General features: G+C 64.3%; 15 protein-coding genes. 5 read left to right on the top strand and 10 right to left on the bottom strand.

What is annotated here, in order from left to right:
- Window position 1: 1 nt before the first annotated feature.
- Window positions 2-961: an LLM class oxidoreductase gene (locus ACA027_RS14845; RefSeq protein ID WP_370682595.1), complete on the top strand. Its 960-nt coding sequence runs from the start codon at window positions 2-4 to the stop codon at window positions 959-961.
- A gap of 86 nt (window positions 962-1047) precedes the next feature.
- Here ACA027_RS14845 and ACA027_RS14840 read toward each other — a convergent pair whose 3' ends face one another.
- From ACA027_RS14840 to ACA027_RS14800, 9 genes are all read right to left on the bottom strand, one after another.
- Window positions 1048-1215 carry a hypothetical protein gene (locus ACA027_RS14840; protein WP_370678972.1) on the bottom strand — a complete coding sequence of 56 codons (168 nt, stop codon included), beginning with the start codon at window positions 1213-1215 and terminating at the stop codon, window positions 1048-1050.
- Window positions 1216-1230: 15 nt separating this feature from the next.
- Entirely contained in the window at window positions 1231-2328 is a 1098-nt protein-coding gene (locus ACA027_RS14835) for a YeeE/YedE thiosulfate transporter family protein (protein ID WP_370678971.1), read from the bottom strand.
- A gap of 129 nt (window positions 2329-2457) precedes the next feature.
- Entirely contained in the window at window positions 2458-3396 is a 939-nt protein-coding gene (locus ACA027_RS14830; protein WP_370678970.1) for a sulfurtransferase, read from the bottom strand.
- 303 nt (window positions 3397-3699) lie between these two features.
- On the bottom strand, window positions 3700-4938 hold the full coding sequence (locus ACA027_RS14825) for an MFS transporter (RefSeq protein ID WP_370678969.1): 1239 nt from the start codon (window positions 4936-4938) through the stop codon (window positions 3700-3702).
- Window positions 4939-5242: 304 nt separating this feature from the next.
- Window positions 5243-5539 (bottom strand): antibiotic biosynthesis monooxygenase, encoded by a 297-nt coding sequence (locus ACA027_RS14820; protein WP_370678968.1) that lies wholly within the window; start codon window positions 5537-5539, stop codon window positions 5243-5245.
- A 21-nt stretch (window positions 5540-5560) separates the two neighbouring features.
- Window positions 5561-5974: a cupin domain-containing protein gene (locus ACA027_RS14815; protein ID WP_370678967.1), complete on the bottom strand. Its 414-nt coding sequence runs from the start codon at window positions 5972-5974 to the stop codon at window positions 5561-5563.
- A 140-nt stretch (window positions 5975-6114) separates the two neighbouring features.
- Window positions 6115-7485 (bottom strand): NAD-dependent succinate-semialdehyde dehydrogenase, encoded by a 1371-nt coding sequence (locus tag ACA027_RS14810; protein ID WP_370678966.1) that lies wholly within the window; start codon window positions 7483-7485, stop codon window positions 6115-6117.
- Between the two features lie 142 nt (window positions 7486-7627).
- Window positions 7628-8605: a Bug family tripartite tricarboxylate transporter substrate binding protein gene (locus tag ACA027_RS14805; RefSeq protein WP_370678965.1), complete on the bottom strand. Its 978-nt coding sequence runs from the start codon at window positions 8603-8605 to the stop codon at window positions 7628-7630.
- A gap of 137 nt (window positions 8606-8742) precedes the next feature.
- Window positions 8743-9537: an SDR family NAD(P)-dependent oxidoreductase gene (locus ACA027_RS14800; RefSeq protein WP_370678964.1), complete on the bottom strand. Its 795-nt coding sequence runs from the start codon at window positions 9535-9537 to the stop codon at window positions 8743-8745.
- 193 nt (window positions 9538-9730) lie between these two features.
- Between ACA027_RS14800 and ACA027_RS14795 the strand changes: the two genes are divergently transcribed.
- Window positions 9731-10663, top strand: coding sequence for a LysR family transcriptional regulator (locus ACA027_RS14795; RefSeq protein ID WP_370678963.1), 933 nt, complete (start codon window positions 9731-9733; stop codon window positions 10661-10663).
- Window positions 10664-10696: 33 nt separating this feature from the next.
- Here the strand turns inward: ACA027_RS14795 and hemH are convergent, their stop codons facing one another.
- Complete coding sequence (gene hemH / locus ACA027_RS14790; protein WP_370678962.1) at window positions 10697-11842, bottom strand: ferrochelatase; 1146 nt, start codon at window positions 11840-11842, stop codon at window positions 10697-10699.
- Between the two features lie 152 nt (window positions 11843-11994).
- On the opposite strand from hemH, the gene ACA027_RS14785 reads away from it, so the two are divergent.
- The 3 genes from ACA027_RS14785 to ACA027_RS14775 all read left to right on the top strand — a co-directional run bounded on the left by ACA027_RS14785 (window position 11995) and on the right by ACA027_RS14775 (window position 13883).
- A complete protein-coding gene (locus ACA027_RS14785; RefSeq protein ID WP_370678961.1) occupies window positions 11995-12702 on the top strand; it encodes an HAD family hydrolase in 708 nt (235 codons plus the stop codon).
- Window positions 12703-12787: 85 nt separating this feature from the next.
- A complete protein-coding gene (locus tag ACA027_RS14780) occupies window positions 12788-13657 on the top strand; it encodes a DUF2189 domain-containing protein (protein ID WP_370678960.1) in 870 nt (289 codons plus the stop codon).
- A gap of 13 nt (window positions 13658-13670) precedes the next feature.
- On the top strand, window positions 13671-13883 hold the full coding sequence (locus tag ACA027_RS14775) for a DUF2788 domain-containing protein (protein WP_370678959.1): 213 nt from the start codon (window positions 13671-13673) through the stop codon (window positions 13881-13883).
- Window positions 13884-14147: the final 264 nt, after the last annotated feature.

Below are 14147 nucleotides of genomic sequence, written 5' to 3'. Positions count from 1 at the left end.
CATGTTTGCCCCCGACCGGCTGACCCTGGGGATTTTTCTGCCCCTGCGCTTTTTTGAAGGCGATATGGGCGTGCTGGCCGGCCAGGCGCAGCTGGTCGAAACCATAGACCAACGGGGTTTTGCCGCAGTCTGGGTGCGCGACGTGCCCTTGTTCGACCCCCAGTTCGGCGATGCCGGCCAGGTCTTCGACCCCTTCACCTATCTGGCTTTTCTGGCCGCCAGGACCCGGCAGGTGGCGCTGGCCACCGGCAGTGCGGTGTTCTCGCTGCGCCACCCCATCGACCTGGCCAAGGCCGCGAGCACCATAGACCAGCTCTCGGGTGGACGCCTGGTGATGGGCATTGCCTCGGGTGACAGGCCTGTGGAATTTCCTGCCTACGGCCTGGAGCATGGGGAGCGCGGCGCACGGTTTGCGCAGACCGTGGCGTATTTTCGCCAGCTCATGCAGGGCGGCAGCCTGTCCATTGATTCGCCGCTGGGGCGCTTTCAGCAGGCCGAGCTATTGCCCAAGCCCGTGACCGGTGCGATCCCTCTGATGGTCACCGGTGCATCGGGGCAGTCACTGGACTGGCTGGCCGAATATGCCGATGGCTGGCTCACCTACCCACAGGCCACCCATACCCCGCAAGGCCCCCGGCATCTGGCCGAGAAAATCCGCGCCTGGCGCGAGCGGATTCCCGATGGCGGTTTCCGTCCGCACATGACCAATGAATGGCTGGACCTGGTGGATGACCCGGACCATCCGCGCACGCCGCTGCGTGGCGGCTTTGTGCTGCGCACCGGGCGCAAGGGGCTGTTGGCTTTGCTGCAGGAATGGCAGGCGGCGGGCGTCAACCACGCGGCCCTGGGCATTCAGTTTTCGCCGCGGCCGGTGACCGAGGTGATTCAGGAGCTGGCCGAAGAAGTGCTGCCGCACTTCCCCTCGCACCCGGGGCCGGCAGCTGCTCACGTGCCTTGGTAGGGGCATGAAAAAAGCCCCGCGTGCGGGGCTGGGCATGGGCTGAGGGACGACCGCAGTCGCGTCAGACGGTTGAAGAAAAAACCGTATCAGTCCGGCATGGAGCAGTGGCCGCCTTGCGCGGCCTGGCCGGAGCCCGCCGCAATCAAGGGCGCTTCAAAGCGCAGGTCCACGGGCTTGGAGTGGCCGTAGTCCCAGGCAATGAAAGCGACCAGAACGATCCAGAAAGCCGAGCGCAAAAGGGTGGGCTGTGTCATGGCATTTTCCTTGTTTTAAAAGCCGAAATGGCGGCGTATGCGCAGGCCAAAGATGGTGCCGGCAAAGGCCAGAGGCACCCAGATCCAGCCATGGATGGAGCCGGTGGAAATGCCCGAGAACATGGCGCCCACATTGCAGCCAAAAGCCAGGCGTGAGCTGTAACCCAGCACCAGGCCGGCCACCAGGGCCACGGCCCATTGCTTGCCCGTCAAGGGCTTGGCGGCGGCGGGCTTGCCGGCGCTGACCCACAGCGCGCCGGCCAGAATGCCGATGTTGGTGATGCTGGTTACATCCAGCAGCACGGTCTCGGAGAGCCGGGCCGCATTGCCGGGCTGGCTCCAGAACCAGTTGCTGGTCAGATCGACCGTGCCCGTGGCGTTGGCGATTTTTGCTGCCCACAGGCCAAAGCCATAGACCACGCCCCAGGGCTGGCCGGCCACCACCAGGTTCACGGTGGCCAGCAGGGCCAGCAGCACGGCGCCCAGCACCCATTTGCGCACGAACAAAGGTTTTGGTGTGCGGCCGGCCTGTAACTGGGCGCGCTTGCAGTACAGGCCCACGCCCACGGCAATCACGGCAAGGCCTGCCAGCGTGGCGGCCAGGGCCCGCTCCCAGCCCCAGGCCGTGACCAGGCCCACGGGGGCGGTGCGGCCCAGGTCCAGCCACCAGCCCAGGTGCAGGCTGCCCATGAAGCTGCCGATGGCAAACAGCGGCAGGATGGCAGAGTTCATGGGAATGCCCATGCCGGCCTTGTACAGCGTGCCGCTGCCGCAGCCATCCGCGATCTGCATGCACAGGCCAAACACAAAAGCGCCCACCAGCAGGCTGATGCTGGGTGGGCCAAGCGCGGCCGTCAGCTCAGGGAAGTGGCCCAGCAGCGGCATGGCCATGGCGGCGGCCAGGGCCAGCAGCAGGAGCTGGCCGAAGACGCCGGAGGGGTCCTTGTCTTCCACCAGCATGCGCCAGCCGGTGGTAAAGCCAAAACGCTGGCCCGCCAGTACGGCGCCCAGGCCTATGCCCACGGCAAACAGCGCGGCCTGGCGCAGGGACACGGTCCACAGCAGCCAGGCAAAGAAAATAGCCATCAAGGCGGCCAAGGGAAGTCGTTTCATAGCAAAGGCGAATATTGAAAAGCAGGAGCAGCCTGTGTGCTTGCAGCCGGTGCTTCAAGGTGTTTTATGCTTGAAGTTGGCGCTGCATGCGCTTGGAAAGCTCACTTTTTTATGAAATGGTGCGCAGGCTCAGTTCAGCTTTTTTTCCCACCACTGCTTGGTGGCGCGCAGCAGCTGCTCGCCCCGGCCGGGCATGTTTTGCATGGCGGGCATATCGGGGGATTGGGTCCAGTCCACCATGGAGCCGGCGTACAGCCGCACATTTGGCAGACCGGCCACCTCGCTCAGGCCAAACCAGTCGGTGGCGGCCCAGTGGCCGGTGTTGCAAAAGGCCACCATGTCCGGGCCGTGCTGTATGCGGGCCGCCACCCGCTTGGCCTGGGCCGTCTCCACAAAAGTGGAGCTGCCGGGCACAAACCATTGGTTGAAGTCCAGCTGCACGGCGCTGGGCAGGGTGCCGGCCAGTTTGGCGGCAGGCGCCTGGGTCTTGCCCTGGTAGAAGGCATCGGGCCGCGAGTCCACCAGCACCGCATTGCTCAGCTTCACATGCTGCTGCACCTCATCGCGCGTGGCCAGCCAGCGCGCATCAAAGCGGGGTGCGTAGCTGCTGGGAGCGACTTGCACCGGTGTGCTGGTGGTGGGCAGCTTGGCCGCATCCCAGGCCTGCATGCCGCCGTTGACGATGGACAGCTCGGTCAAGCCCAGGGATTTGAGCGTCCAGTACACGCGGGCCATGGCGCCAAAGTCGGTGGCGTCCTTGCCGGTGGAGACGATCACGGCGTGGGTTTGCGCCGTCAGGCCCAGCGATTGCACCAGGGCCACCAGCTTGGCCTGGTCCGGCAGCTCGCCGGGGTTGCTGGCCGGGCCGCGCCACTGGCCATAGGGTGCATTCACCGCACCGGGGATATGGGCCACGGCAAAGCCCTTGGCGTCACGGATGTCGATCACGCGCAGCTGGGGGTCTTTGAGCAAAGGCGATAGGGCGGCGGGCGCCAACAGCGGCTGCGCCGCCAGTGCCCAGCCGCTGCTGGAAAGCAGCAGGGCCGCAGCAATCAGTTTCTGGTTCATGGCATCTGCCGCAGCGCTGGTTGGCACTGCGGGTCATAGCGAGGGAAAGCCGTTATTTTCTGACCCCGGCTGCCAAGCTTCAATGAACTATTTGTTCTATGCATATGCCTGCTAGGTCATTGCAAAAGGATGTCTGCCGGAGTGGGCTTGAAAAGCGCAGTGAGCGCTAAAGCAAAACCCCAACGGCCAGACAGCGCTTCAGGCGCGGCACGTGCCCGCAGACAGTATGCCTATACGGCAAGGGCACGTAACAAAGCATCAAGCGCTGTATGGCCGCCTTCAAATGAGGCGGCTGCCCCGTGTTTAGGAGAGTTCCCGGCCTTTTAATTCGGGGATCAACCACAGTGTGGCGATCATGTCGATCACATAGAGGGCCGCTAGCAGCGCAATCGCCACCTGAAAGCCATAGCCCATGGCGATGGCACCCACCACCACCGGGCCAAAACCGCCCACGGCGCGGCCGATGTTGAACAGCACGTTTTGCGCGGTGGCGCGGGCCTCGGTGGGGTAGGCCTCGCTCATCACGGCGCCATAGCCTCCCATCATGCCGTTGACAAACATGCCCAGCACGGCGCCGGCCCAGAGCATGGCCGTGGGGTCTTGCAGCTGGGAATACAGCAGCACCATGATGACCGAGCCCAGCTGGAAGATCAGAAAGCTGGGCTTGCGGCCTATGCGGTCGGCCAGGTGGCCAAAGACCCAGATGCCCAGCATCATGCCGACGATGGTGACGGCGGTCCACATGGCGGACTTGGTCAGGCCAAAGCCCAGCTGCTTGGACAGAAAGCTGGGCATCCAGATCATGATGCCGTAGTAGCCAAAGTTCTGTACCGAGGTCAGCACGATCACACCCAGACTGGTCTTGGTGGTGGCCTTGTCCTTGACCAGCAGCTTGAAGGCGGCAAAGCGCTCGCCTTTGGCGGGTGCGGGCTTGCGCGTGAACACCTCGGGCTCGTGCAGCTTGTTGCGAATCACCCAGGCCACCACGGCGGGAATCACGCCCACCAAAAACATGCCGCGCCAGCCAATCAAGGGCAGCAGCAGCGGGGTCAGCAGGGCTGCGGCCAGCACGCCCACCTGCCAGCCCAGGGCCACATAAGAAGACACGCGGGCACGGTGGCGGGCTGGCCAGGCCTCGGCCGCCAACGCCATGCCGATGCCGAATTCACCGCCCAGGCCGATGCCGGCAATGGTGCGGTAGACCAGCAAATCCCAATACCCCTGGGCAAAGGCACACAGGCCGGTGAACACGGCGAACAGCATGATGGTCCAGGTCAGCACGCGGATGCGGCCGTAGCGGTCGGACAGCGCACCGAAGAAGATGCCGCCGGCCACGGCGCCAATCAGCGTCCAGGTCACCAGCGAGCCGGCCTGGCCGGGTGTGAGCTGCAGATCGGCGGAGATCGCGGTGAGCATAAAGCCCAGGATCAGCAGGTCAAAGCCGTCCATGGCATAGCCAACGGCCGAGCCGGCCAGGGCCTTCCAGCTATAGCCTGTGACTTCGGTGGGCTGGCCGGTGCCGGCCGTGGTGGGGGTGTTCATTGTTGTGCTTTTCCTTGTGTCGGGTGCGAGAGCGCCGAAGAGTGCCAAAGGGCGCTCGACAGCCTCTACAAAAAGCACATGCTGCCGGGACGGCACCGGCAAACAAAGACAAGATCAGGGAAAGCGCGGGGCCGAGGATCAGAACAGACCGGGCCCAAAGAAAGACAGGAGCTGCGCAGCTCGTGCGCAGGCGCACGGCGGTGGTGCGCTGGGTGGGATTCTAGGCAATTGCCTCCAGGCTTGCAGGCGCTGCTACGGGCAGGCCTGCAATAGGCACGGGTACTGCCCAATTCCTGGCGGGAACCTAGTCTGCGCTCGGCACAAAATGCTCCACCTGCGGGGCGGCGGCGAAAAAGGGGCTGATGATGGCCCGCCACTGTGCAAAGGCGGGTGACTGCCTGAAGCCCACGGTGTGGTCTTCCAGGCTGCGCCAGTCCACCATCAGCACCACGCGGCTGGGTGTTTCGCTACAGGCCAGCACGCGGTGGCCCAGATAGCCCCGGGCCTGTGACAGCACCTCCCGCACACCGCGCTGCAGCTGTTCGCAAAAAACAGACTGCTCCTCGGGTGCGACCTTGAAGTCAGCGATCTCGACAATCATTCGGCTCTCCCCAAAAAGGCTTCAGCTCTTGTGTTCCGCCGCGATGGGGCGGGTGTCGCCGCTGTCCACCAGGGTGCGCGTGGCATCGGGCGAGCCATAAATCCACAGAATCTTCATGGGCTCGGTGGCCGAGGCGTTGCGAAAGCGGTGGGGCACATTGGGCGGGATGAAAGTCGCATCGCCCTTTTGGACGGGAATCGATTGACCGTCGATGTCGAAGATGGCCTCGCCCTCGATCAACACCACGCTTTCTTCGGCGTTGTGGTGGTGAAAGGGAATCTCGGCTCCGCCGCCAAACTGGGTGTAGCCGGTGATAAAGGCCGTGGCCCCCTGGCTTTTGCCCACCAGGGGCATGGTGCTGGCACCGCCGCCACGGTCATGGGTTTTGATGTGGGCGGTTTGCAGCAGCACGGCGTTGGATGCGGTTTTGATCATGGTGTTATCTCTGGAGGTAAAGGTGGGTGATGGAATCTCGGAACGCAGAGTGGGGCCGTGTTGGCGTTGTGGAGCGCGGTTCTACGTGCAGCTGGGCTTCTGAGGCCCACTCCGGCTGGCATTTCTGGTTCATCAAAGGTTTACCGCGCCGGGCCGGCCCAGACGGTTTTGATGTTGGTGAATTCGCGAATGCCAAACTCACCCAGTTCGCGGCCATAGCCGGATTGCTTGATGCCGCCAAAGGGCAGGCGGGCGTCGGAGGCCACCAGGCCGTTGATGAACACGGCGCCGGCTTCAATGCGGCGGGCCAGTTGCTGGGCGCGCTCCATATCGGCTGTCCACAGCGCGGCGCCCAGGCCAAACTCCGTGGCATTGGCCACCTGGATGGCGGCTTCGGCGTTGGCCACACGGATCACGGCGGCGACGGGGCCAAAGGTTTCTTCCATGCCGGCGGCCATGTCCGGGGTGACATGGTCGAGGATGGTGGGGGCGTAGAAAAAGCCGGGCCCGTCTACGGGATGGCCGCCCAGTGCGATGCGGGCACCGGCCTGCACGCTGCGCTGCACCTGAGAATGCAGATCGTCACGCAGATTCAGCCTGGCCAGCGGGCCCATGGTGGTGCTGCGGTCCAGTGGATCGCCGAGCTTGAGCTGGCTGGCGCCTGCGCAAAAAGCCGCGACAAAGCGATCGGCCACGCTGGCCTCGACGATGAAGCGCTTGGCGGAAATACAGCTTTGGCCGGTGTTGGAAAAGCGCGCCTTCACCGCGGCCGCGGCGGCGGCTTCCACATTTGCGTCGGCCAGCACGATAAAGGGGTCGGAGCCACCCAGCTCCAGCACCTGCTTTTTCATCAGGCTGCCGGCCTGTGCGGCCACCAGCTTGCCCACTGCGGTGGAGCCGGTCAGCGTGACTGCGGCCACGCGCGGGTCGGCCAGAATGCCTGCGACCGATGCGGCCTCCACCATCAAGGTGGCCACCAGGCCCTGGGGTGCGCCGGCCTGCTCGAAGACCTCGGCCAGGGCCAGTGCGCATTGCGGCACATTGTTGGCGTGCTTCAGCAGAGCCGCATTGCCGGCGGCCAGCGCCGGTGCGGCAAAGCGGATGAACTGCCAGAAGGGGTAGTTCCAGGGCATGACGGCCAGCACCACGCCCAGTGGGTCGAACACCACGCGGCTGTCCGCCGCATTGCTGGCCACGGGCATGTCTGCCAGATAGCCCGGGGCTGCCTGGGCGTAGAACTCGCAGGTCCAGGCGGATTTTTCGATTTCCGCCTCGGCTTCCTGCAGCGGCTTGCCCATCTCCAGGCTGATCATCTCCGCATAGCGTGCCTGGTTGGCGCGTAGCACCTGGGCCACCTGGACGAGCAGGGCGCAGCGCTGTGGCAGCGCGGTCTGCCCCCAGGCTTTCTGGGCCTGCGCCGCTTGCTGCAGCTTTTGTTCAACGGCCTGTGGGGTATCCAGTGGATAGCGGCCGAGCTGTGCGCCCGAGAAAGGGTTGACGGAAATAAACATGATGTGACTCGCTGGGGATCGGGGAGAGAGGGGAGGGCCTTGGGAGGCGCAGAAGCCGGTGACGGTGCAGGTGCCACCTGCGCCACCTGCCTGGCGCCTGCAGGAGATGCAGGTCAGGGTCAAGACAGGTGGCGGCTTGGCATCAGGCGGGGTCGGTAGTCACCACTTTTTTCTGGATCAGCTCTTTCAGCGTGGCGGCGTCTTTTTCCAGCCGGGCCTTGAATGCCTCTGGCGTGCTGTTCACCACATCGAAGCCGCTTTGGGTAAAGCGCTTGACGATGTCCGGGTCACGCATGACTTCGTTGGTGGCCGCCAGAATCTTGCTGCGGACCTCGGCCGGCATGCCGCTGGGGGCGGTCAGGCCGACCCAGGTGGGGTATTCCAGGCCGGGAATGGATTCGCTCATGGTGGGCACGCCGGGCAGCATGGCCGAGCGCTGTGACGAGCCCACGGCCAGCGCCCGCACCTTGCCGGACTGAATATGGGGGTGCAGCACGGAGACGCCGGCAAAGGCAAAGTCCAGATGCCCGCCCAGCAGATCGGTGATCATGGGGGCGGCGCCCTTGTAGGGCGCGTGGGTGGTCTGGAGATTGCGGGCCAGCGCCATTTGGGCACTGTTGATATGGCCGGCCGAGGCCAGGCCCGAGGTGCCATAGGTGGTGCCGGGGTGGGCTTTGATGTAGGCAATCAGGTCTTCCAGAGTCTTCACCGGCAGATCGCCCTTGGCCACCAGCACCTGGGGCGTGGTCACCAGCAGATTCAGGTAGTCAAAAGACTTGAAGGTGTCGTAGCGCAGGCCCTTCATGATCTGGTAGTTGGCCGCCTGGGTGTCCAGGGCCAGCATCAGCGTATAGCCATCGGGCTTGGCGCGTGCGGTTTCGGTGGCGCCTATGGAGCCGCCGGCACCGGGGCGGTTTTCGATGACGATGGGCTGGCCCAGCTTGTCACCCAACGCCGTGCCGATGATGCGGGCCGTCTGGTCCACGGCACCGCCGGGTGCAAAGGGCACGATCATGCGGATGGGGTGCTGGGGGTAGGCTTGCGCGCCAGCCCATGTGCTGGCGCCGGCGCAGAGGGTGAAGAGGGCGGCGTGGAAGGCGCGTCGGTTCAAAAAGGCCATGGTTGTCTCCTGGGTCTTTGGGGTGGTGGGGAAATGGGTTCCGTGCCCGGACTCTGTGGGTCTTTTTGTGGGCGGCAGAACCCCGGGCCGTGGTGGCCCGCTCTGGGTCTGTATCTGGGGTGTGCAGATGCGAAGGTTTAAGGCGTGCAGGCAATCAGGCCGCCGTCCACCACAATCTCGGTGCCGGTCACATAGCGGCTTTCGTCGGCGGCCAAAAACAGCGCGGCATGGGCCGTGTCCCAGGCGCTGCCCATGTACTTCATGGGAACCTGGTTGTTGCGACGGGCCAGAAAACCTTCGCTGTCGCCTTGCGCATATTTCTGCACCAGGTTGTCCAGCAGCGGGGTCTGCATCAGCCCCGGTACCACGCAGTTCAGGCGTATGCCTTCGGCAGCGTGGATGACGGCCGTGGTCTTGGTGAACTGGATGAGCGCCGCCTTGGCCGCTGCATAGGCCACCTGGGGCTTGCCCACATAGCGCATGCCGGCCACGGACGAGACATTGATGACGGAGCCAGTGCCCTGCTGGCGCATGATGGGCAGCACATGCTTGCAGGCAAGGAATGCGCCCTTCAGATTGATCTCGAACTGCGCATCCCAGGTGGCTTCGCTCATGTCCACCGGGCCGCCCGGCTGGGACAGGCCGACGTTGTTGACCAGGATGTCGATGCGCCCGTGCAGCGCCATGCAGGCTTTGACGGCTTGTTCCACCGCTTCGGCCCGGGTGGAGTCGCACTGCATGATGGTGGCGCTATGGCCTTCGGCTTCGATGATCTGGCGTGTGTCCTCGGCATTTGCCAGGTTCAGGTCGGTGCCGAAGATTTTGGCGCCCTGGCGGGCCATCAACACCGCCATGGCGCGGCCATTGCCCCAGCCCTGTGCCACCGAGCCACAGCCCATGACCAGGGCCACTTTGTCCGTCAATTTCAACATTCCGCAAGGTCTCCATCTTGGTTGTTGGGCGGTGGTTTCCGCCCGTTTGATGGAAATTCTAGGCAGAGGTTATTAATTCCTGAAATTCTTTATTTCTATATATTGATAGACTGAAAGAATTAATTGCCCGCCATGGAAAAAGGTCTGCCTCCGCTGCGGCGGACAGCCCCAATCCGCACACAAGGAAGTCGATGTGAATGTGACGCCGCGCCAACTGCGCATCTTTCTGGCATTGGCCGAATCGCTGAATTTCAGCCGCACGGCAGAGCAGTTCTTTGTCACCCAGCCATCGCTGAGCAAGGCCGTGAAAGACCTGGAGGACGAGCTGAATGTGGTCCTCTTTGAGCGCACCACGCGCTCGGTGCGGCTGACGCCGGCGGGCGAGCGCATGACCAGTCTGGCCCGGCGCGTGGTGGGAGAGTTCGACAGCGGCCTGCAGCATATGCAAAGCCTGGTGGAAAAGGAGGCACACCACATTCCCATTGCCGCCATTCCTTCCATGGCCCATGCCTTGCTGCCCCAGGTCTGCGCCAAGCTGGAGGCCCAGGTGGCGGGCACACGCTTCACCATTTATGACGGCACGAACGCCTCCACCATCCAGCGTTTGCTGAACTACCAGGTGGACTTTGCGCTGGCCTCGGCCGCGCCCTCGCACCCCGAACTGGAGTATGAAGAAATCATGCGCGACCGCTTTGCGCTGCTGGCCCCGGCGGCCTGGACGCAGCAGGTGCGCCCGGTGATGCAGATGGAGGAGTTGCTGGAGCTGCCCTTGATCAGCGGTACCGACGCCAGCACGGCCAAGGAATATGTCAGCGCCGCCTTTTTGCAGCGCGGCATTGTGTTCAGGCCCAAGCTTTCGTTCGACCAGGTGACCACGGCGGCAGGGTTTGTGCGCCAGGGCGTGGGCATTGCCATTCAGCCCTATCTGGGCGTCTTACCCCTGCTGGACCTGAAAGGCATGCGTTTGTGCCGGATTGAAGATGGACCGATCCGCTCGGTCGGCATCGTCAAGCGCAAGGGCTCAAGCCTGCCCCCCATCAGCGAGCAGGCCCAGGATGCGGTGCGGGCAGCGGCTGGGCATTTGCTGCGGAAATATCCCGCCTGGATTTTGCCTGCCACGGCCTGAGCCAGGCCGGGGCAGGAGACACAAGCGCTGGCCTCAGCTGGCCTGGGAGGTGGAAGGGCTATCGCTTTCGGCAGGGGCGATGGCAGCAGCCTCTGTGTCGGGCGGCGCTGCTTGCGGCACTGCAGCCACGGGAGGGGCCACATAGGCCGGAACCGGCCAGCCCGCCATGTGACGCATGGTGAGTGTGCGCAGCGCATCGATCCAGTGCGGCGTGTCGTTCAGGCAGGGAATGAAGTGGAACTGCTTGCCGCCGGCCTGCAGGTAGGCGGCGCGCGCTTCCTGGTCGATTTCTTCCAGCGTTTCTATGCAGTCGCTGGTGAAGCCCGGGCAGATCACGTCCACGCCATGGATGCCGGCCTGGGCCAAGGCCACCAGCGTGGGTTCGGTATAGGGCTCCAGCCACTTGGCTTTGCCAAAGCGCGACTGGAAGGTGATGGTGAACTGCTCCTGGGGCAGGCCCAGGCATTCGGCCAGCAGGCGCGCGGTTTCCAGGCATTGGGCCTGGTAGGGGTCGCCCAGGTCGCGGGTGCGCTCGGGCACGCCGTGAAAGCTCAGCACCAGGTGGCGGCCCATGCCATGGGTCTGCCAGTGCTGGGCCACGCGCTGGGCCAGGGCCTGGATGTAGCCCGGGTCGTCGTAGTAGCGGTGCACAAAGCGCAGCTCGGGGATATGGCGCTGGGTCTTGGCCCAGTCGTACACGGCGTCGCAGACGCTGGCCGTGGTGGTGCCCGAGTACTGGGGATACAGCGGCAGAATCAGAATGCGCGTGGCGCCCTGGGCCTTGAGCGCATCGAGCTGGCTGGCCATGGACGGATTGCCATAGCGCATGGCGTAGCCCACCAGTACATCGCAGCCCGCACCCCGCATCCATTCCTGCAGCAGCTCGGCCTGGCGGCGCGTCCAGTGCAGCAGGGGTGAGCCCTTTTCGGCATCCCACACCGTGGCGTATTTGGCCGCCGACTCCTTGGGGCGCTTGCGCAGGATGACGCCGTGCAGGATCAGCTTCCAGATCGGCTTGGGAATCTCCACCACGCGGTCATCGGCCAGAAACTGGGCCAGATAGCGCTGCACCGCCGAAGGGGTTGGGGCGTCGGGGGTGCCGAGGTTGCACAGCAGCACGGCCAGGCGCTCGGGCTGTCCTGCGGGCAAGGAGGGTTCGGGGGCAAAGCGTGAGGGCATGCCCCGATTGTGGCAAATCCTGCAGGGCTGTCAGCCTAGCTGGCCCATGCGGCCCGCCATATAGCTTGGTTTTGTGACATATGCTGACATATTCGCTGCATCAGGCCCCTCTGCGCCGGGCCGCGCAGCGCGCTGAAGTATGCTCACCCGCTATGCAAAATTTCAGTGCGATACGCGCCATTACGCTGGACCTGGACGACACCTTGTGGCCTGTGTGGCCGGCGATTGCACGGGCCGAAGCCGTGCTGCTGCAGTGGCTGGGCGAGCATGCGCCGCGTACCGCCACCATGCTGGGCAGCACCGAAGCCGTGCGCGCCATTCGCATGGCAGTGGAGCGCGAGCACCCCGCGCTGCGCCATGACCTGAGCGGCCTGCGCCGTGAATCCATACGCCGCGCCCTGCGCCAGGCCGGAGATGACCCCGCGCTGGCCGAGCCCGCATTCGATCACTTCTTTGCCCAGCGCCAAAAAGTCGATCTGTACGACGACGCCTTGCCGGCCCTGGAGTTTCTGGCCGCGCGCTGGCCGGTGGTGGCGTTGTCCAATGGCAATGCAAACGTGGAGCAGATTGGGCTGGGGCGCTTTTTTCACGCCAGCCTGAACGTGGGCAGCACAGGCTATGCCAAGCCCGATGTGCGCATGTTCCAGGCCGCAGCCCAGGCCGCCGGGGTGGAGGTGGCCCAGGTGCTGCATGTGGGCGATGACGCGCTGCTGGATGCGGTCGGGGCCCTGGATGCGGGTATGCACGCGGTATGGCTCAATCGCCAAGGCGTAGACTGGCCCGCACAGGGACCGGCACCCCATGCTACGGTGACCGACTTGCACCAGCTGTGCGCACTGCTGCAGACGGCTGGCCACTGAGCTGACGGGGCGGGCAGGGCAGGGGCAAGCAGCCCTGCCGATGGCCCATGGTCGGTGCCTGTGCCACACCACAGGAGCAATGCCTATGCCCGGTATCCTGACACCCACCGCCACCATGGATCTGCCCACGGTGCATGCCATCCGCATGCTCCAGCCGTTGCAATGGCTGGCCCTGGGCTGGAAAGACATCTGCCGAGCGCCGGCCCTGAGCCTGGCCCATGGTGTTTTCTTGATGCTGCTCGGCTGGCTCATTCTGGCAGTGGGGCACAATCGCTTTTGGTTGATGGCGGGAGCCCTCTCGGGTTTCCTCATCGTCGGGCCGGTGCTTGCCACCAGCTTGTATGCCATCAGCCGTGCGTTGGAGCGAGGCGAAACCGTGTCCTGGCACACCGTGCGGGCCACCTGGTCCAGCTGGCAGCAGGCCCATGGAGGCAAGGCTGGCAGCGATCCGGGCAGCTACTGGTGTCTGGTGCGTTTTGGCCTGCTGCTGGCGCTGGCGGCCACGGGCTGGGTGCTGGTGTCGGCCTCGCTGATCACCTTGTATGTGCCGGTGCGCATTGCCACGCCGGTGGATTTCATCGTGCATGTGGTGCTGGCGCCGGATGGGCGTTGGTTTGCCATCTGGCTGGCCCTGGGCAGTCTGCTGGCAGCGCCGATTTTTGCCTCCAGCGTGGTGGCCATGCCACTGCTGCTGGACCGCCGCATCAGCGTCTACCAGGCGGTGCTGACCAGCTGGCTGGTGGTGATTGAGAACCCGCTGGCCATGGCCTGGTGGGCGGGATGGATTGTGTTGTTTACCCTGCTGGGGCTGGGATCGCTGTTGATCGGCTTGGTGGCCGTGATGCCGATGCTGGGCCATGCCAGCTGGCATGCCTACCGGGATCTGGTGGATGCATCCGCGTTTGCTGCGCGTGATCTGTCCGTTGCAGAAGGGGAGGGCCGCAGGGTTTTGTGAAAAGAAGAACGTCGTGATCTTTGGCTATACAGAAGAACAGCTGGCCCAATTTTTCCTCACCTACGGGGTGGGAGCTTTCATCGCCTTCATGGTGTTCATCATCTGGCGACTGGCGCGGGAATCCAAGGCCGGCAAGTTCGGGACCTTTGTGATTTTTCTGGGTCTGGGGGTGGGGTTTATCGGCTATCTGGCCAAGATCGTTATCCAGTGGTGGATGGAGCGCTGAAAAGCTCTGGGTCTGAGATGCAAGTCAGGATGGGCTAATCGTTTGAGGCGCCGATACAGCGCTTCATGCGGTGTTGCTGGCCCTTGCCGTACCCACGTACTGTCTGCGGGTCAGCGCCTAGCCTGAAGCGCTGTCTCGGCGTTGTGGGGCTTTACCGAAGTCCCACTGCGCAGCGCAGGCCCGCTCCGGCGATCCTTAAAGCGAGGGGCTAGTCTTTCCGTTGCAGCATGCCGAGCCCTCTTTCGCCAGGACACCGCGCAAGGG

The sequence above is a fragment of the Comamonas sp. GB3 AK4-5 genome, from assembly GCF_041320665.1.
GTDB lineage: Bacteria > Pseudomonadota > Gammaproteobacteria > Burkholderiales > Burkholderiaceae_C > Comamonas.
The sequence above is the reverse complement of the archived record's forward strand: the minus strand, read 5'-3'. Positions and strand labels throughout refer to the sequence as shown.